The sequence below is a fragment of the Cupriavidus consociatus genome, from assembly GCF_017814975.1.
In the GTDB taxonomy this organism is placed as follows: domain Bacteria; phylum Pseudomonadota; class Gammaproteobacteria; order Burkholderiales; family Burkholderiaceae; genus Cupriavidus; species Cupriavidus consociatus.
In genome coordinates this window covers 123,697-143,018 of sequence record NZ_JAGIQA010000009.1, presented here as the reverse complement: position 1 = coordinate 143,018, position 19,322 = coordinate 123,697, and the positions used below count along the sequence as shown (strand labels likewise).

18 protein-coding genes are annotated in these 19,322 nt (G+C 57.0%); 6 read left to right on the top strand and 12 right to left on the bottom strand.

The window, feature by feature from the left end; genetic code table 11:
• Nucleotides 1–198, top strand: coding sequence for a YbdD/YjiX family protein (locus tag J8I82_RS14650; protein WP_209758594.1), 198 nt, complete (start codon nt 1–3; stop codon nt 196–198).
• 371 nt (nt 199–569) lie between these two features.
• On the opposite strand, the gene J8I82_RS14645 is transcribed toward J8I82_RS14650, so the two are convergent.
• The 6 genes from J8I82_RS14645 to J8I82_RS14620 all read right to left on the bottom strand — a co-directional run bounded on the left by J8I82_RS14645 (nt 570) and on the right by J8I82_RS14620 (nt 9,370).
• Complete coding sequence (locus tag J8I82_RS14645) at nt 570–1,298, bottom strand: Crp/Fnr family transcriptional regulator (RefSeq protein ID WP_209758592.1); 729 nt, start codon at nt 1,296–1,298, stop codon at nt 570–572.
• Between the two features lie 109 nt (nt 1,299–1,407).
• Nucleotides 1,408–2,244 carry an amidohydrolase family protein gene (locus J8I82_RS14640; RefSeq protein WP_209758590.1) on the bottom strand — a complete coding sequence of 279 codons (837 nt, stop codon included), beginning with the start codon at nt 2,242–2,244 and terminating at the stop codon, nt 1,408–1,410.
• 169 nt (nt 2,245–2,413) lie between these two features.
• Nucleotides 2,414–3,598, bottom strand: coding sequence for an acetyl-CoA C-acyltransferase family protein (locus J8I82_RS14635; RefSeq protein WP_209758589.1), 1,185 nt, complete (start codon nt 3,596–3,598; stop codon nt 2,414–2,416).
• A gap of 130 nt (nt 3,599–3,728) precedes the next feature.
• Nucleotides 3,729–7,283 (bottom strand): indolepyruvate ferredoxin oxidoreductase family protein, encoded by a 3,555-nt coding sequence (locus J8I82_RS14630; RefSeq protein WP_209758587.1) that lies wholly within the window; start codon nt 7,281–7,283, stop codon nt 3,729–3,731.
• A 77-nt stretch (nt 7,284–7,360) separates the two neighbouring features.
• On the bottom strand, nt 7,361–8,071 hold the full coding sequence (locus J8I82_RS14625) for an NAD(P)H-dependent oxidoreductase (RefSeq protein ID WP_209758585.1): 711 nt from the start codon (nt 8,069–8,071) through the stop codon (nt 7,361–7,363).
• Nucleotides 8,072–8,572: 501 nt separating this feature from the next.
• Nucleotides 8,573–9,370: an enoyl-CoA hydratase/isomerase family protein gene (locus J8I82_RS14620; protein WP_209758583.1), complete on the bottom strand. Its 798-nt coding sequence runs from the start codon at nt 9,368–9,370 to the stop codon at nt 8,573–8,575.
• Between the two features lie 158 nt (nt 9,371–9,528).
• Between J8I82_RS14620 and J8I82_RS14615 the strand changes: the two genes are divergently transcribed.
• Entirely contained in the window at nt 9,529–10,524 is a 996-nt protein-coding gene (locus J8I82_RS14615) for a GlxA family transcriptional regulator (protein WP_209758581.1), read from the top strand.
• A gap of 45 nt (nt 10,525–10,569) precedes the next feature.
• Here the strand turns inward: J8I82_RS14615 and J8I82_RS14610 are convergent, their stop codons facing one another.
• From J8I82_RS14610 to J8I82_RS14585, 6 genes are all read right to left on the bottom strand, one after another.
• Nucleotides 10,570–10,884 (bottom strand): H-NS histone family protein, encoded by a 315-nt coding sequence (locus J8I82_RS14610; protein ID WP_209758579.1) that lies wholly within the window; start codon nt 10,882–10,884, stop codon nt 10,570–10,572.
• Between the two features lie 623 nt (nt 10,885–11,507).
• Nucleotides 11,508–12,047 (bottom strand): 3'-5' exonuclease family protein, encoded by a 540-nt coding sequence (locus J8I82_RS14605; RefSeq protein ID WP_245179760.1) that lies wholly within the window; start codon nt 12,045–12,047, stop codon nt 11,508–11,510.
• Nucleotides 12,048–12,102: 55 nt separating this feature from the next.
• A complete protein-coding gene (locus J8I82_RS14600; RefSeq protein ID WP_209758577.1) occupies nt 12,103–12,606 on the bottom strand; it encodes a 3'-5' exoribonuclease in 504 nt (167 codons plus the stop codon).
• A 52-nt stretch (nt 12,607–12,658) separates the two neighbouring features.
• The gene (locus J8I82_RS14595; protein ID WP_209758575.1) at nt 12,659–13,390 is read right to left on the bottom strand and encodes a hypothetical protein; all 732 of its coding nucleotides are present in this window, start codon (nt 13,388–13,390) and stop codon (nt 12,659–12,661) included.
• A gap of 234 nt (nt 13,391–13,624) precedes the next feature.
• A complete protein-coding gene (locus J8I82_RS14590) occupies nt 13,625–13,888 on the bottom strand; it encodes a hypothetical protein (RefSeq protein ID WP_209758573.1) in 264 nt (87 codons plus the stop codon).
• Nucleotides 13,889–13,976: 88 nt separating this feature from the next.
• Entirely contained in the window at nt 13,977–14,510 is a 534-nt protein-coding gene (locus J8I82_RS14585; protein WP_245179759.1) for an HAD domain-containing protein, read from the bottom strand.
• 141 nt (nt 14,511–14,651) lie between these two features.
• Here J8I82_RS14585 and J8I82_RS14580 point away from each other — a divergent pair, with 141 nt between their 5' ends.
• From J8I82_RS14580 to J8I82_RS14565, 4 genes are all read left to right on the top strand, one after another.
• Nucleotides 14,652–14,891, top strand: a complete 240-nt coding sequence (locus J8I82_RS14580) for a helix-turn-helix domain-containing protein (RefSeq protein ID WP_209758571.1) — start codon at nt 14,652–14,654, stop codon at nt 14,889–14,891.
• A gap of 535 nt (nt 14,892–15,426) precedes the next feature.
• The gene (locus tag J8I82_RS14575) at nt 15,427–15,861 is read left to right on the top strand and encodes a nucleoside triphosphate pyrophosphohydrolase family protein (protein WP_209758569.1); all 435 of its coding nucleotides are present in this window, start codon (nt 15,427–15,429) and stop codon (nt 15,859–15,861) included.
• Between the two features lie 31 nt (nt 15,862–15,892).
• Nucleotides 15,893–17,035: a hypothetical protein gene (locus J8I82_RS14570; protein WP_209758567.1), complete on the top strand. Its 1,143-nt coding sequence runs from the start codon at nt 15,893–15,895 to the stop codon at nt 17,033–17,035.
• Nucleotides 17,032–19,251, top strand: coding sequence for a hypothetical protein (locus tag J8I82_RS14565; RefSeq protein ID WP_209758566.1), 2,220 nt, complete (start codon nt 17,032–17,034; stop codon nt 19,249–19,251). Before J8I82_RS14570 ends, J8I82_RS14565 begins: the two co-directional genes overlap by 4 nt.
• The last annotated feature ends 71 nt before the right edge of the window (nt 19,252–19,322 follow it).

Here is a 19,322-nt window from a genome sequence, read left to right as displayed (position 1 = left end):
TTGATCGAGCAACTGGAAACCGTCGGCCGCTACCTGGGCCAGTCGCTGCGCCTAATGGTAGGGTTGCCGGACTACCAAACCTACCTGGCGCACATGCAAAACACCCATCCTGACCGCCAGCCGATGAGCTACGAAGAGTTCTTCCGCGAACGACAGCAGGCCCGCTACGGCGGCGGACAGGGAGGGAGGTGCTGCTGACGCACTGAATCTCCCTAGTGCGCTGACGCTGCTGGCCAGTCTCGGCGCCGTTGATGCATGACTTCCGCTCTTGGAGCCGGGAAACCTACTATGGCGCGTGCGATTGTGGGTTTCCCGGGATTTCTTTGAACCTGTCACCGCGGCATGGCAGGAGTCTCATTGGGGAAGCTGACGGTCATACAGACCCGCAACTGCTACGTGCGCCCCCGGTTGGGCGTGCAGCATGGATTAGCCTTGCGCATGGATAGTAGCGCCAAACTCGCTACGCGGACCTGGTTCAAACGAAGCCATGCAGACTACGTCGCAGCAGACGGCCAAGCGCAATAGCCGCAGTTTGTGGGCAGCAGTGCCGGGGCAACCGCCGCGACCCATCAGAGCCCGCGCATGTCTGGGGCTGCCTCAGCAACGTGATTTCCCAATGCGGCGACGTGGACAAGCAGAAAGTTCTTGCACGGCTCGCTTTCCACAAGTCCACGCTGTTTGAGCTCACTGATTGCGATGTTCACTCGCTGCCGGGACAACCCGCATATCAGTGCGAGTTCGTGTTGTGAAATGTACAGCTCCTGCCCGTCTCCCCCAGCGTTGTCCGCTAGCATCAGCAACGCCCTTGCTACCCGCATCTCCGGACCGAGCAAGCGAGATGCAACGAGCATGCCGACAAAAACTCCCGTCCGCTCATTCATGTTATCGCAGAGGAAGTGATTGAACTCGATGGATGACTGCCGTAGGGCCTCAAAGGTCGATGCAGGTAACAAGCAGATGTGAGAGGGAGTTAGCGAGCGGAGATCATATCGCCGCATTTCCTTCTTGAGCAGCGATCCCTCACCGCCCCACTCCCCTTCCCGCTGGCAATACAACGTGGTCTCGCTACCGTCTGCACCGACGACGTACATCTGCAGGAAGCCGCGAATAAGCCCGTACCAGTACGTACTAGGCTCACCGGCCCTCGCGATGTACTCGCCCGGGCCAGCCGTCCGCTCTTCGATGGTATCCAACACCAGAGAGCGAAGCTCAGCGGACAGCTTAAGATACCACTGCTGCCGCAATAGGAATTCAAGCACACCGGCGGATATCCCCAGCCTTTTGGTCCAGTTATCCATGGAACACCATCTTTGATTCAACTTCAGTCAGAGCATGGACGCGCCGGAACGTCGGCGCAGGCTGCAGGCATTGGGCGGTTCCATTCCTCGTCGGGGTGGTCTGCTCACTTCAGGCCACTTCGAGCTTGAATGCGCGTCGAGCGTTGTCCGCCAAGAACAACTGTTTCACCTCGTCTCCCAGATCCAGTGCATCGATATCTGCGAGACATTCGGCAGGTGTCAGCATGGGATAGTTCGTGCCGTACAGTACCTTCTTCTTGCCCGGTCCGCGCATATATGAGATCAGCTCCTGCGGAAAGCGCGAAGCCTTGTACGCTGAGGTGTCAACATATACGTTCGGATGTTTCATCATGAGCGAAATCATCTCAGCCACCCATGGGAAGCCGATGTGCCCACCGACGATGCGCAATTCCGGGAATTCGTGCGCGACGTTGTCCAGGTATGGGATTGGACGCCCCGGTTCCGACGGGCACATCGGTCCTGCATGGCCTACTTGCAAGCAGAACGTAATGTCGAGTTCGATGCATTCGGCATAGAGCGGATAGTACCGGCGATCATCGGGCGGCAATCCCCACAACCAGGGCAACACCCGCAGGCCCTTGAAGCCGAATTCCTTGACGCAACGGCGCAGTTCCCTTACAGCATCCATCGCCCGACTTATGTCGACCGATGCCACGCCGACAAGCTGGCCAGGATGTGCGCGAACAGCTGCCGCAACTTCATCATTTGTAATCATCGGTCCGGCAGGCCCCCACCACGCGCTTGCGATCGCTCGCGTGACCCCTTGTGAGCGAAACAGATCCATCACCTCCTCATGCTTGATGCTGGGATTATCGAGCGCAAGAGAGCTCCAGTTCGTCGGCCACCGTCGCAGTGAGTCGAACATCGGGTTCAGCAAATACTCCTTGTTTGGCAGCTGCATCCAGGCATCAATGATTTCAGTCATCCTGCCTCTCCTTCGTTCTCATGGACCAGCCTGACCCTAGGCGTGCTCCGCGCGAGCCTCGTTGGCTGTCTTCTGCTCTTCTCGCCTGAAATGGCCGAGCCCACCTGCTGGCGTCTTGTTGTTTATCCGGACACGGATAGCCCCGCCGGTTTAGCCTTCATCAACATTCTCAGAGGCGTTCGTAGATCGCGGCAATGCCTTGGCCACCGCCGATGCACATCGTCACCAACGCATAGCGGCCGCCGGTCCGATGCAGCTCATAAATTGCCTTGACCGAGATGATTGCACCTGTTGCACCTACGGGATGCCCCAGCGAAATGCCCGACCCATTGGGATTGAGCTTGCCTGGGTCGAATCCAAGCTCCTTCGCCACTGCACACGCCTGTGCCGCAAAGGCTTCATTTGCCTCGATGACGTCCATCTCGGAGATAGTAAGGCCCGTTCGCTGCATGACGAGCCGTGTTGCAGGAACCGGCCCTATTCCCATGTACTCCGGTTCGACGCCGGCGTGCGCATATCCAACCAGCCGCGCCAACGGCTTCAGCCCCATCGCAGCTGCCTTGCCAGCTTCCGCGAGCACAAGTGCAGCAGCGCCATCATTAATGCCAGATGAATTGCCGGCGGTGACTGACCCTCCTTCCTGGAACACCGGCTTCATTGTTGATAACGCGCCTGCGGTCACGTCCCTACGGACATGTTCGTCGGTATCGAAGTAAGCCACGCCCTTTCGGCTCTTAACCTCGACAGGAACAATCTGATCCTTGAACCGGCCCTCATCGATTGCAGTGGCTGCGCGACGCTGGCTCTCCATCGACAACTCGTCTTGGGCTGTGCGGGACACTCCGTAGCGCTCGGCGACATTCTCAGCCGTCACTCCCATGTGAATCCTTTTCCATGGGTCGTGGAGAATGCCATTCATGTAGTCGACCATCTGACCGTCTCCCATACGCATACCCCATCGCGCAGCCTGCGCGATGTACGGACCGCGGCTCATAGACTCCGCACCGCCGCCCACCGCCAAGTCGGCATCTCCCAGCATGATGGACTGGGCCGCACAGATGATCGCCTGAAGACCGGAGCCGCAAAGGCGGTTGACGTTGAAAGCGGGAGTTTCCTTTGGAATACCTGCGTCCATCGCCGATACCCGGCTCAGGTAGGCGTCCTTAGGCTCCGTGGGAATGACATTACCCATCACGACCTGCCCGATGTCTCCCGCCTCCGCACCAGACCTCTGCAGTGCTGCACGAACTACCGTCGTGCCCAACACGGTCATCGGAACATCCTTCAATGAACCACCGAAGGTACCGATTGCCGTCCGAGCGGCGCCGACCACAACTACGTCACGATTGCTCATTCCTGCATTCTCCTCAACCAGGCGTTTTGCCTGTCGGAATGTGGCATCGCAAGCACGACGCCACCATGCCTTGACTAATCACCAGCTCAATGCGCCTCTGCGCTCATGACGCTTCAAGGGGTGTTCTCACTCACGAAGTCGCCTTCGACGAGAGGGGACTGGCGGCCACGGACTCCAACCTGTCGCCTGGAAGCCCGTCCTCGCCCGTAATTTCTCGAAGCAGAGCCCGTTGGCGCTTGCGGGCTTCTTCAATGGCCGCGGCCTTCACATGCCCAAAACCGCGAATCTGCTCCGGAATGCGCGCAAGCTCCAGGCACTTCTTAGGGTGGACCGGCACGAAGGGCAGCGTTGCACGGATGCTCAGTTTGTACTCATCTATCAAGGCGCGCTCCGCCCTGCGCTCTTGTGTGTACCCGAACGGATCGAGTCGAGTGCCTCGCAGCACCTTGAGCTTGGAGAGAACTCCGAAGGCTTGGATCACCCAACTGCCATACAATTTTTTTCGAGGAAGGCCATCGGAGCCGCGGCGGGCGAACAATGGTGGGGCCAGCGAAAATCGAACCCTGAAATCGCCTTCGAACTGGCTTTCAACCAGTTTGCTCAGATCCGAGGATGCGTGGAGCCGTGCGACCTCGTATTCGTCCTTATATGCCATCAGCTTGTAGAGGCTCTTTGCAACAGCCTGCTCATAGCCGTCCGGCTTTTTTCCTTCGAACGACTGGATCATCTGCAGAAACGCCTCGTACCCATTGGCATAGCTCGCACTCTGGTAGCCCACCAGTCGATTGCGACGGTCCTCGAGTAACTGCTGAAGGCTCTCCCCGCCCCCCCGCGGCACCCATCGCACCACTGAAGCCGTTCCTTTGGCAAACCGGTCTGGAGATGCCACATACTGCCGTCCGAGCTTGAAAGCTCGTGAGTTTGCATCGACGGACTGGCCGTTTAGCTCAATAGCCCGGCTCAATGCGTCGAGCGACAGCGGCACATGTCCGGCCTGCCATGCGGCCCCGAGCATAACCATGTTTGCATAGACGCTATCCCCGCAGAATTGCACCGCAAGATCCTGCGCGGGCACCTTCGCAAGACTCTTTTCCGCGCATGAGTGCTCGATTGCATCCCAAAGCGCGCTTTCCGGCATGACAAAGTCGCGATCTTGCTGAAAATCCGCTGTGGGAGAGACGTTCGCGTTCACGACGGCACGGCATTGCGCACTGAGCCTGCTGAGCGAGTCAGAATGCGCGCTTACGACTAGGTCACCGCCTATCATGGCATCGGCCGCGCAATCGGGAATGCGCGGGGAATGAATGTCCTCCCCCGATTTCGCGATCCTAACGTGACTCCATACTGCACCGCCTTTCTGTGCCAGCCCCGCCATGTCCATGACTGAGCAGTGCACGCCTTGCAGGTGAGCAGCCATCCCCAGGATATTGCCGATCGTCAGTACCCCAGTGCCGCCCACACCGTTCACGAGTACGGCATAGGGGCGCTGCAACTCAGGCAATTGAGGATGCGGCGGCTCTGGCCAGGTCAACGGATCGTTCTCCGGACTCGATCCACGCGGCTTCTTCCTGAGCGCTCCGCCCTCCACTGCCACAAAGCTTGGGCAGAAGCCGTCGGCACAAGAGAAGTCCTTGTTGCACGAAGACTGGTTGATTTGGCGCTTCCGACCCAAGGGTGTGTCGATGGGTTCAATCGAGACACAGTTGCTCTTCACCGTGCAATCGCCACATCCCTCGCATACCTCTGGATTGATTACATAGCGCACAGCGGGGTCCGGGTACTTGTTGCGCTTCCGTCTGCGGCGCTTCTCGGCTGCGCAAGTCTGGTCATAGACCAACGCAGTCACGCCAGGCACCTCTCGCAATTGCCGCTGAATGGCGTCCAGATCGCGTCGATGGTGGAAGGTTGTCCCAGGCGCGAACGCCGATTGATGCCCTTCGTACTTGGCTACATCGTCACTGACGACCACGACGCGCTCGACTCCTTCCGCGTGAAGGAGATTGGTCAGCATCGGGGCTGTTAGGGGACCATCATGCGACTGCCCTCCGGTAAGCGCGACTGCGTCGTTGAAGAGAATCTTGAACGTCATTGGCGTCTTGGCCGCCACAGCTTGACGGATCGCAAGCGAGCCCGAATGGAAGAACGTACCGTCGCCCATGTTCGCGAAAATGTGTGACCGCTTCGAGAATCGGCTTTGCCCCACCCAAGGAACGCCTTCGCCCCCCATGTGTGTATAGCTCCCCGTGCGCCGATTCATCCAGTTGGCCATATAGTGACAGCCGATGCCGGCCGTCGCTCTTGAGCCCTCAGGCACCTTCGTGGAACTATTGTGCGGACAGCCCGAGCAAAAGTATGGCTTGCGCGCAACAGGGGGAACGATATTGCTGGCATCGCCCTTCGCCAGGAGCGTCTGGCACGCTTCGACTCCGTACACGCGCAGTCGCGCTAGGATCGCGTCGGCAATATCGGCCGGACCCAGTTCCGCGTCACCTCGCAAGAGGCGTTGGTCATCAGGGATCTCGAACTCCGAGCATCGGAAATCACTACCGGACTTTCCGACCACCCGCGGAGCTTTGTCTCCGCCCACTGCAATCGGATAAAGAATGTCCTTCACTTGCTGCTCAATGAGTGCCCTCTTCTCTTCGACCACGAAGATCTCATCGAGGCCCTGGGCAAACTCCCGGACGATACTAGGCTCCAGAGGCCAGACCATCCCGAGTTTCAGCAAGGCAATTCCCTTCGTCGCGAGCCCATTTTCGTCAATGCCAAGCAACGCGAGTGCTTCACGCACGTCGTTGTAGGGCTTACCCGCAGCAATGATGCCGACCCGAGAGCCGGCATCTTTGAACACGATACGGTTCAGACCATTTGCACGACAGTAGGACAGTGCCAGCGGCAACTTGGAGCGGACGATTCGCGGTTCCTGTGTCGCCCAGACATCGGGCCAGCGGATGTGGACGTCTTCCGAGGCCTTGAAGTCTTCCGGAGGGCGGCATTCGACACGGAATGGGTCGATGTCCGCGATGGAAGTTGTCTCTACGATATCGCCCACGCACTTCAGCCCCACCCACAGGCCCGAGGCGCGACTCATGGCCCATCCGTGGATCCCGTAATCAAGGTACTCCTGCACATTGCTCGGATACAGGATGGGGATGAAAGAAGCGACCAACAACTGTTCGCTTTGGTGGGCAAAGGAGGACGACTTGGCCGTGTGGTCGTCGGCAGCCAGAACCAGAGCTCCACCGTGAGACGAGGTACCTGCGGCATTAGCGTGCTTCAGTGCATCTGCACTCCTGTCGACACCAGGCCCCTTGCCGTACCACATAGCGAAGACGCCGTCGACCGTCGCTTCGTCCGGGTTCTGCATCAACTGCTGCGTCCCCCAACACGCTGTGGCGGCCAAGTCTTCGTTCACCCCTGGGATGAACTCGATATGCTTCTCTTTCAGAAGTTTCTGGACACCCCAGAGCGCCTGGTCAAGGCCTGCCAACGGCGAGCCCCGGTAGCCGCTAACGAACCCTGCCGTGTTTAGCCCGGCCGCGCGGTCACGCGCGATCTGGTTGAACAGAAGCCGAACCAAGGCTTGGGTTCCACTGATGTAAGCTGGGCCGCGATCCAGTTGGTAGCGATCCTCTAGCCGGGCCGGACGCAGTAGCGCGCCCTGCGGCGGCGTGACTTCAGACATGTTGTCCCCTTTTGGAAGGTGCTTTCGCGAACTCGGTCGTACGCAACGCTAGTTACATCGCGCAACGCCGCAGCGCGTTATGTCCCGCTTTTTAGCGGGTACAGTTGCTGATCAAAGTCGTTGAGGCTCGGAAACGAGAGAGGAGCATCGTCCTCAAGCGAAGCGATCCGTTGACGCCACGCCTTCAGCATGGCAACTCGGTCGTCGTGCTTGACGTATGGCACGTGCCAGGCGACGAAGGGCGACAGTACATCGAGCCCGGTGTATGCCAGCGTTCCTTGCAAAAGGTGTTTCAACATCGATTCCAGCGGCCCGTGTATGCCATCGCTACCGAACATGTGCTTCTGCCCGCCCAGCGTAACGCTCACCAGTGCACGCTTTCCGCGAAGACCTCCGCGGTCGTAGAAGCGAGTCCCGCCGTAGGCCGTTCCAGACACCAGTACGCGGTCGATCCAGCCCTTGAGAATCGCAGGTGTCGAGAACCAGAACAGCGGAAAATTCAGCACGAGCAAATCGCATTGCATGAGCTTCCCAAGCTCCTGCTGTATGTCTGCACTAATTGTTCCCGTGGCTACGCCGTTGCGTTGCTCGAGTGCATAGACACAGTAGTCGGGATTTGCCCGCCGGCTGAAATCGGCTGTGGATGCGACTGGATTGAAGCCCATCGCATAGAGGTCCGAGACTTCGACTTCATGCCCAACTTCGTGGAAGGCATCCACTGCGACATTCTTCAAAGCTGAGCTGAAAGACTGAGGCTCAGGATGAGCATGGACGACTAGAACTTTCATTACGAAGGGACTCCAATCACGACAAGCACAATACCGACCACAACAGCTAACGCTGCGACAAATTTGGCCACCAAAGCGTAGCCACGATAAAAGTCCCTCACCTCATCTTCGCTCACGCTGGCGAATGGAAAACAGCCACCGGCGATCATGTGAGCGGTGTGCCGATCCTCTGCATATCGGACCTCATACCCAGCCGGCTCGGGGACCAGATTGGCGGCGCGACGCCGGAAGGTTCTTGTGTCCCTGGCTGGGACCGCGCTCGTTTCAGAGTTGGATTTCATGCAACACCTTTTGGCATTTCTTGGCAGACCACAGCCCCATATCCGCCGGCACTGGTATAGCGCTGGCCGGCACAGTTTCAGCACCTGATGATTCGTTGACCATTGCCTAAACAGACATATGCTGTGCGATTTTCGCCACGCCTCCGAAGCCCCTACTACCGGGTCGATTACGACACTCTTTCGCCGCTTCCCTGCTTCGATGGGATTTGAGGTTGGCGCCCTATGTGCCCGAAAAGCGCGCAGAACTGCGCTTCTCAATGAAAGCCGTTACCCCTGCGATGAAATCGTCGGTGCTGGCGCAAGCTCGAAACGCCGAGAGCTCCTCAGTTAGCTGGGACTCGAACTGACGATTGAACGCCGCGCCCATTAGCAGCTTCGTCTTTCCATAGGCGATAGTCGGCCCGCTTGCGAGACGTGCCAATATTGCGTCTGTCGCTTGAGCCAGGTCTTCCTTCGGCACAACCCAGTTAACGAGGCCGAGCTCCATGGCCTGGTCGGCGCTGATGCGGTCTTCCAGCAACGCAATGTTCATCGCTCGGCGGAGCCCGACGATACGAGGCAGCATCATCGAAATGCCCAGGTCCGGGCTTGTACCAACCTGGGTATATCCGAAGGAGAACTGCACGTCGTGCGCCGCGACGGCGAGGTCGCACGCCAGCGCGATGCTCATGCCGGCCCCGGCGACCGGACCGTGCAAACTGGCTAGCACCGGCATGGGAAGCGAAGCCAGGATAGACAGCGCTTCGTTCATTGGCGCTATCATCGCCTCCGCTGTATCCGCCGCCCGCTCGAAATCTTGATAGAACCGGCTCAGGTCGCCGCCAGCCATGAAGGCGCGACCTTCACCGCTGATCACAACAGCACGGCATCGGCTGTCCTGGTGAATCTGGCGGCATCCTTGAAGGAATGACTCCGCCAGCTCGGGAGAGATTGCATTGAGATTCCGAGGCCTGTTGAACCGGATGCTGGCAATCCCATGCTGTATGTCCAACAATACCGCGTCTTCAGTGCTCGTCATGGCTTCGTCCCCTTCTGGCGTTCGTGTCGACGTACAGGAAGCGGCGCCATCCGAGTTCGAGCCGGTGCAACGCCTTTTGTTGGCACACAGTTTCGCGCCGGGCCGAACTGCTGTACATTGGCCAAACTGCCACATGTTGTGCCATTTCAGACACGCCTATGTACCGCGCCGCTGTCCTTGCTTATGACGATTGCTACGCTTCCAGTTTGGGGGGATTCGCGGACGTTCTGCAGATTGCAAACGCCCATCTGCGGCAGCAGCTAGGTGCACGGAGCTCGCAATTCGAGTGGCAGTTTGTCTCTCCTGCTGGCGGCCCAATCACGACCAGCAACGGGCTCCAGGTGAGCACTCAGCCCATTCGCGCCAGCGAGAAGTTCAGCCTTGTCTTTGTCCCGAGTGCGCACTATGCCGGCAGCAAAGCATTCGACCGACTACTGGCTCGACAATCGACAGCTTGCGAGTGGCTGAAAGCCCAGTGGGCAGAGGGCGCCTACCTGGCAGCGAACTGTACGGGTACCTTTGTCCTCGCCACGACCGGCCTTCTGGATGGACGGCCTGCGACGACAACGTGGTGGCTTGCGGACCAATTCCGTCGAAAGTTTCCTCGCGTCGATCTGCAGCTCGATCCTGTTATTACCGAGGCCGACCGCCTGGTCTGCGCCGGAGCCTCTGCGTCCTATCTATTGCAGACGATTCACATCATTGAGCGCTTCTGCGGACCGGTTATCGCGTCGCAATGTGCCAAGACGATGCTGATTGACGTCAGTCAGACAAAGCAAACACCGTATCTTCCGCTACTCACAGACAAGGCCCACGCTGACTCGCTGGTGCACCGTGCACAGCACTGGCTACAGAAGAATATGGCCAAGGACGTCAGGATGTCGGAAATGGCTAGCGATCTAGGCGTAAGCGAGCGGACCATCATCCGTCGTTTTCAGGCGGCTTTGGATCAGTCGCCTCTCCGTTACTTGCAAAGCCTGCGAATCGAGGCAGCGAGGACTTTGCTGGGAGAAGGAGACCTAAATGTCGAACAGGTGGCGATGCAGGTCGGTTACAACGACACGAGTTCGTTTTGCCGACTGTTCAGGGAAAAGGTGGGCCTAAGCCCGGGGGCTTATCGAGGTCGTTTTCGTGGCCCCTCTGGATCAAACTGAAGAGTCAGCAAGCTAAGACGGCTCTCCGTTGGAGAGCTACAATGCTCACTCTTCTTTGATCAAGAACCGATTCGGATTCTTCCCCAACCAAGCCGGCGCCCTACCTCTTCCCGACCAGGTCTTGCCCGTCTTGGGGTCGAGATACTTCGGCGGCAGCGGCTCTTTCTCTGCCTTTGCAGCGCCACTACCAGCGGGTCGACCCCGGCGGCGCTTGCCCTGGATGTCTTCCACTGACAGGCCGAACTCCGCCATCAGCGACCGGATTTGTTCGATGACGCCGGCTACTTCAGTTGAACGAACCTCTTCGAGCTGTGCCTCCAGAGCTTCTTTTTGAGCCAGCAGTTGTTTGTAGGTGGCCATGTAATAATCCTCCTTTAGGCGGTTGTGGAAGGCTTGAATTTAACTCAATTTGGATCCAGTGTAGACATTCGCTCAATATTTTTCGATTAGTCCGCGTACTCCGCGGCGAGCAGTTGGCCTCATTGAACTGATCAGCATGGTCCGTGACACTTCCCAATGTTTCCACGCTTTCTGAATCCGGCCTGACCCGCTTCGGCATTGGGCCTTGCCTCGGGCTCATGGTACCGACGGGCACGTCGAAGGAAATCCTCTCGGATTGTTTGGATCCTCCAGTGCGACAAAAGGCTGAAAATAATGAATCGAGACGAATTGGCGCAGGTAGTGCCGGCCCACGACTACAAAGGACGTCGCTTCTTTGTGCGTTTGGCTGAAATCCCCGAGCCGTGGCGTAGCCAATTTTGGTACGACATTCGAGGCTCGGCTGTGCCCTCATTTCCTGGTGAGGGGGATCTAGCCTATGCATGGGACTGGGACGTATGGGTAGCTGGAACCTGGTACGGCAGCAGAGGTCCGATCGGCCTTGACGCTATGAGCGATTGAGAATATCCCTCGATCCCGAATGCTTCGGCGCTAGTTCCCTCCTCACTTTGGAGACTGCCCACTGAAACATGGGTAGGCGCTGATCAGAAGTTGAAGCGTGAGGGCTTCACGCCGGCTACCGAAACAACATTGCTTGTCTCTCCTACAAGCGAGGCTCGCAGCGCCCGGGCGTCATGGAGGGCATGATGCCTTCCCCCGTGCAGGGAAAAGTAAGCCTCCCTGCGGCCCGGATCGGCCAAGTGCCCGACAAGGACCCCTCGCCACCCACTAGGGACCTCTCCGAGCAAATCGATGAGCAGGTCCCAGTCAATAGCGTTGTCGACGCAAATTAGACATTCAGACACTGCTGCGGAAAGGCCCCGCCACCAGCTAAGCAATGCATCACGTAGATCAGAGGTTGTGTAGGCCTGGGCGGTCGGCTGCCCCAGTTGTGGCAGCACTGCCTCGCGAACAAACGGGCTACATACCGATAGATCGAAATCGGAGCATTCGCCGTAGAACTCCTGACCGGTCTCGCTGACAAGCGCGATGCTGATCAACTCGCAGCAAATGAAGTCTGTGAATTCGCAGTCGACATAGAGCTTCACGCTCGCTTCCGACAAGTCAGCCAAATCCCCCAGCATCTCTGGCCCTCCTCTGTTAACGACGACCACACACAGGAATATGACCACTTACGTGTCAAATCCCCCTTCCACAAGATTTCCGGGCATCCATGTAAGCCAACCATCCCGCCCTAAGAGCGCGAGCGTCATGAAGAGCATGATGCTCGTGGCGCCCGGGTCCGAAGTAGCGCTGGACAGCGCGGTGAAAAGCGCCGGTGTCGATCATAGCCCTAAGGTCATAGCGATCAATCACAAGATTTCCTGGCCATTCGCCAGTCAGTAAATTGGTCAGAATCTGAAAATCGATAACAGAGTCGGTGGCAACCCGAATGCTCCTTGGCCCCGCACAGAACCATTGATGCAGATCGGCTTTGAGCTGCGTACTAGAGAGCACGTTGGCAGCATCAAGAAGAGGCAGGACCTCGCGCCGAACGAAAGCACTACAGTCCTCCTCTCGCCAGCCATCCGACAACTCAGCGTAGAACTCCCGATGTCCATCCTCGGCGACAAGCGCAATGCTGATGAGCTTCACGTCCGACCTGTCGTAGCCGGTGTATTCTGTATCGAGGAAGACGAGCATTTCTTTCCTTCTGGCGGACGACATATCCCAGAAAGACGCGTCATGTGTGAAGCTAGTGCCTCACATCCGCGCGAACCAGTTGCCATGTGCCGACTTGATGTTGGAGCATCGATCCGTCGGGGGACGCCACCGTTTGCACATCGCAAAAGCGATACCTGTTTGACTTCTCACCGATTGATATGGTCTGGCCGCCAACGATGCATGCACCTTTTACGAGCAAATGCCGGGTTAGTATTCCGACAACGCGGGTACGGTTAGGGGCACCGGCAGGGACACTGACTTCCTTCAATCCAAAATTGTGCATACCGAAACTGTAGGCACCGGTAACTGGCCCATCAAGGGTGATGACAAACGCGCGGTGAATTCCTTCGAGGCCATCATTACTCAGGTCGATCCATGCCTGAGGAGCATGAGCGATGCCAACGTGCTCCACATGCACGCCAAGCGCCCCAGATCGTACTACGGCGCTCGCTACAGTCATTACATGCGTCATCCGCTCCACGCTGCCACCGACGCCCTTCAAGACGACGTGTGAGGTATGCCGCTCGACGGCACGCATTTCGTTAGTGTCCTGCCAATGCAGACCCGACCATCTGAAGTCATTCACGATTTTCTTGCTGCACCCTTTCCGGAATGCGATGTGGACGATCTCTTGCGTCCGCTGATCGATGAGCATGTTCTTAGCGAGGCAAAGATCCGGCGCATGTTCATTGAGGGCGGCTATGAATTCGGCGCGGCAGGACCACGCGCCCGGCAAGGTGAGGACAACAAGGCTGTTTTGCATAAGAGTACTTTAGAACTGCTTTTTGAATACGTAGACGTTGCCGAGCGAGGGCCCTTTCGGGCTCGAGGAGCAACGGCTTTTCCACGTTTTCGTCATAAAATTGGCATTGGCAAGAGCACCAAGGCCCCTGCATTCCGATGTCCATTTGAATCAATCGCTGAAGCAAAGCACCGGTCAGCCAATTTGGAAACGCGCGCCACTCGGTATGTATTGATCCAGATCCGCGGCAAAGACTTAGACTTCTTCTTGCGTGAGCACAATACCCATTGGGCCGTCATTCGAACTATGCATTGTCCGTTTGAACGGCGCGACGACGCTCAACGCAATGCTGGCCAATTGCATAGGGCGAACAAGATCTCGTTCGACATTGTCTAGCGTTGCGAAGGTCCGGAACGTTGCGAGTTGACCAGGGACCCGAGCATCGACATCGAACTCATCCATGACAATGCGGTAAGTGCCGGTGAACATCGATTCACCGGCAACGTTCTCGATTTCCATCCGTCCAAGTGTTCTGCTGCATTCTTCCCTGCCGTCGGGAATAAGGTCCACAGTCACACGTAGCATCGAACTAACTCTCAAAAAAGGTTTAAGCGGTCATGCTGTGTAGCCGCTGGGTGAGCACAGATAGCGCCAACTCGCTAGCGAGCCCGCGTGTGCCCTCCGTCTCGACCAGATGATCACGTAGTTCCACCGGCCAATCTTCTGTGTCGTCATCGATTGCAAGCCAGTGCTCAGACCGAAGTCCTGCTCGCGAGAGGTAGCGCGCAATTTGCTCGTATCGTGAAAGCTCACTGAACCAACTCGAGTCCATACGGTGAGCCCCTTCATGGTGTCGCGCCATTGCAGAATGCCACGTGGCACCAATGACGCGCGATTGCAATCCAAGAGGCAAAAATCCTCGAGCACGCGTGAAACTCTTGAGGACTCGCACCCAGGACGTGGAAAGGACAATCCTGACCTGCGGATAGGGGGAGAGCGCATGCTCGAGGATCGGTGCCCACATAAACAGCGCGCCGTCTGCACGCAACTCGGGACGGCCATTGACCAGGAAGGCGGCATCCGGATGCAGGACGCCGTCGTAGTCCAGAAACAAAGTTATCGCCGTCACGGCTTTTTCCATTTCGAAGCGAGAAGTTCGCGACCCAGCGGGAGCCCGGCGGCACTTCCAAAGCACAATTATATAATTATATACAGTAGATGTATATCCAGTAGAGTTGAGCGTGTGTAGATTTTTGGCCGTGATTTGCGCACTCTGCGCCCCATGTCAAAGAGTGCAGAAAAGACCTACGCACGGCTTAGGGTCGCCTCCAACTTACGGAAGGCGAGGGAGGCTGCCGGCCTTTCTCAAGAAGACCTAGCCGTCAAAGCAGGATTCCATCGGACCTATGTCAGTCAGATCGAGCGTGCGGTGAACAACGCAACGATTGACAATATCTGCAGGCTTGCAGAATTTCTCGGGATCGATGTTCACGAATTGTTCATCGCCCCCCAACAGCGGTAGCCTTCCATTCGATGTGACTACTGGATCGCACCGGGCTTTGCTTAGAAGCAGTCACGGCTGCGGAAGAAAATTCGTCCTTTGCCGGTGGGCGTTTGCCGGCCAGAAGCGTGTAGTCGTTGGCCGCAGGCTTTGCGCTGTAAATCCGTCGCCGCCAGGCCGGCGCAAAATTCGCGCGTCGATGCACGCCGCCAAGCCGGGCCCAACAAGCAACAGCTCTTGATATACAAGGCCATGACATTAGCGCTAGACGATCGCGTAGTCAGTCGGCTTGAGCACTGGGACACCAGTACTTAGGAGCGTTGGTGTAGTTCCCACGAGTACCTAGCTGCGCTGCGCGAGGCACGTCAGAACGCACCCATCGTCATTTTCGGCACGCATTGAAGACCCAAGCCGCAACTGGGCCACACTTCGCCCGCGCTCAGTATAATTTGCACAGTATTGACGATGACTGCTCCCCATCGGTACCGGAGCGCTTGCCCGTGTGGCATTTGCAAATGACACCGTATTGGACAACTTCTAGCAGGATCTGATTGACATGAACCAAAGTTTTCGCGACCGCATCGCCGGCATGAACGCAATGTATCGGCTGCCTGCCCATGAAACTCCGACGGTCCCGGATGACGCGGGAGACCGGCTTGCAAAGTTCAAGGCTACGTTGCTCGATGAAGTGAATGAGATCGACGATATTCGCACCTTGGCAACTTCCGGCGCGTCAAAGCTGGATATTGCCGTCGCAATAGCAGACTTGCTCGGTGACGTAATCGTCTATTGCCGCTCTGAAGCGTTGAAGTACGGCCTACCGCTTGAGGAAGTCCTTGACGTGATCATGGACAGCAATGAGAGCAAGCTTGGTAGTGACGGCAATCCAATCTACGATGCCAACGGAAAGTTTCTGAAAGGCCCCAATTACTGGAAGCCGGAACCGCGCATTCGTGAGCTGCTCGCATCTCGTACAGTCATTCGTGACTGACCATAACAATGGCCGCTAGGATGCGAATCTTATGGACGGACTAGTTCTTCCAGATATTTGGACCATCGAGGACCTAGAGCAATCACTACATCGGATTACTAATAGCTCAGGCGGTTCTCTACAGCTTGGCAAGGAGTTTGTCAGCCGACGCAAAGGCGCAATGCATGATGCCGCTCGGCTGCAGCTTCTTGCTACTTGGGCTCGCTCCGCTCAGAAGAAGCACCTCAAGTATCACAACGCAAATCACATGTCGTCGGTTCTTGATGAACTTTGCGACTATGCACCGGGGATCGTTGCGCTCCGGCTCAGCGACGGCGTGTCTATCGCCGACCAGTTTATCGCTCGGCGCGACGCACTGAGACCGGCCGCCAAGAGGATGAATGCCACCGATCAACTCGAATGGCAAAATGTCATCAAGGGGCGGACTATCGATTTCACTTGCGTCGGCGGCTCCAAGATTCAGTATCTCAGACCCTTGTTTTTTGCGCGCAATGCGAAGTCGGTAAAGAACAAGGAGGGAATGCTTCAAACGCTAACTGGACTTAGCGACTATGTGGCAAAGTACGATGCCGAACGCATCCCACCGGATTTCGTGCGGGCGTGCGCCACGTTTGCGAGCGAGCTGATTAAGAACACTCAGCAGCACGCCACTACGGATCGGCACAATCGACCCTACGTTGAGCATGCCGAAGGATTGATTCTGAGCTGGCAGCAAATGGCCGAAGACGCCTACAGATCAGATTTCTCGGGACATGGACGCCTTGAGGAGTTTTGGGATAGAGAGCGAGTGTCCGTTCGGGAGGGGGCTGAGAAGGCGCTGCGTTGCTTACAACTGAGCTTCTTTGACACTGGGCCAGGTTTTGCTGGCCGGGCTACTGGCCAGTCGACTGACGAGCTTTCCGTACAGGAAGAGCGCCACGCCTTACTCGCCTGCCTAAAGAAGAACATCACGTCAAAGAGCGAAGCCGGGGCGGGGAATGGTCTTCCAGATGTGCTCAATGCCCTTCGCAACGTAGGCGGCTTGATATCAATTCGTTCCGGCAGGTTGCACATCTTTAACTCGTTCGCACCGAATGAGGCCAGAGATCTCTTCGCGTTCGAAAATTGGTCCGCCAAAGACCTTGCCCCTGCAACCGGGGCCGTCATTTCATTGCTCATTCCCATTAGAAGATGATCCGCAAAGCGTATTCCTTCCTTGCACGGTGTACGTGCTCGTCGTCTGGATACGAGGTAGATGCGCTGAGCGTCTTCTTTGATTCGAAGCGGCCGGCCACGGAATTTGATTTCTTCGACGAACTCGAACGATCTCTCCGCGAGAATGAGACGTTGCCCGATTGCATCGTCGTTATCTCGGACACAAATCACACTGAGTCGCTCGTCGAGCACTGGACGTCCTCTACCCAAAACCGCCAGACGTTTTTGGACAGGGGCTTGAACAAGGGTGTCCCGTTCGTCAAGGACGTGATATTTGTTGCGTGGAGCCCGACTGATGGGTTGTCACAGCGAGCACATGATGCGGACGGACATACTTCCACCATTCAACTTCCGCTTGAGGACCTAGTTGGCAAGGGACTTGCAGCACTTGTCCGGTCCAATCCCGTCGTACAAGTCGCACCAGCTGGGCATGTCTTTAAGCATCCTTCTAGGACGGTCAACAAGCTCTTCATCCAAGCCCGCGAGCTTGCTACGAGCGAGGCTGAATTGGCTTTCCTCGGTCGATGCTTGACGCTCACCTCTCCCGAACTGGCGGCATCGTCACTCGCACGCGTATTCATTGATACGATGGGAGTCTATTCCATCGTCAGGGAGGCTCTCGCCTTCGCAGAAAGTAACGCCCGCATCGACAGCTACCATTCGTACGGTCGGCTGGCTGATCTGTCACCACCTACAGAGCCCTATGTGGTTGTGATATCCGCGTCTACGAGCGGTGGAATGGCGAAGACGCTGTGCGATGAACAGGGATTCGAAGCTGAACGCCTTGTTACCCTCATCGATTCCAGCCGTGAAAATCGAAGCGGGAAAGTTCTGGTGGCACTCGACAAGGTCGACCCTTCCTACGGCAAACACCTCACGGACGGATCGGAGACACAGATCGAGCTTTTTGGTGAGCACTTCACATCCAAAGCGAAGCCGCCAAGAGCGGTAACGCTCGGGGTACCCCATACCCCCAGGGCCCTCGGAGTATTCCTAAAGCACTTTGGCATAGGCGGTCTCCGGGAACTGAATGCTCACTGCACCACGAGACGCGTCACACGACTGATGATCCTGGACGGCTCGGCAGTTGGCAGAAACGACCAATTGCTGAAATGGCTGGATGCCGAAATCGATTGGTCCGTTGGATCTGCAGTGGATCATATAATTAGTGCGAATGACGCTGGATCGCGAGCCCTCGCAGACCATGCCGCTAACCGTTTGCACAACACGAAGGATTGCAAGCAACGACCCAGTGTCACCTGCTACGACGATCTTGGCCCGACGACTTTGGAGAGCGCACGTGGCGTGCTGGTAGTGCAAGCTGTCGCCGGCGATGGTGGTCTATTACGAGAGATCAGCCGAGATCTTCGGGAGTTCTTAAAGCCCAGCGTTCCTCGTCATTTCTTGATTGGTGTTGGGATGCCCCAGACCGCGGAGACCTGGTTGCGGCTTCGGCAATTTCTTATCAAGAATGCAAGCAACAGAGAGTATGGGTTCTCGTGCTGGTTGGAATTGCCAGTCGGTGCAGACGGAACTGCCAATGCCTGGCATACCTTCAACAACCTGGCTACAAACGCGCAAGTCGAATCGCCCACTATCGACGGCGTAGCTTCTGACGTCGCTAACGCGTCGGTCGATCTCGCCGCCGACCTAGTGAAGAACGCCTTCAATGGCTTCTTGCCGACAAGCTCTGGCGCTCCATTGAGTCTGTCGGATGGCTTCGTATTCTTCGGAAAGTCGTTTGATGACCGACGTCTCGACGAAATCACCACGAGCACGACGTTCGCAACCGTAGCCAGCGTTCTTCAAGCCGCTCGCGACCTCTCGAATCCAGCGAACCAGTTGCGGTCAAGTGGATACGAGTCTGTGGTCCTGTCGCCAGAGAACTTCCTTCGATACAACGACAACCTCCTACAAGCTTGCATTTTGCGGGCCGCTCATCCGTCAGAATTGGACTACTCGTCGAGTCCAGATTTAAGCCGCTTGATGAAGGAGTTTCTCCTGAAAGTCTTCGAGCGCCATGCGCATCCCTACGGTGCGGCATCCCTGGAATTTGCGGCGGCTTTGGCAACAGGTCGACTTCGTCTTTCCACAGACGACTCTCGCGAGCTCCAAGCTCGCAGCCTTCAAAACCTCGCAGCGGCACCAAGCGCCTTGGTAGGGCTCCTGTGCCTTATGGGTAGCCTGGGCCGATGAGAATGTGTTGCCCTGAACAATATCTTTGTTTAGGGCAACTTACTTCTTCGAGCTCAGGCTCCTCGAGATTC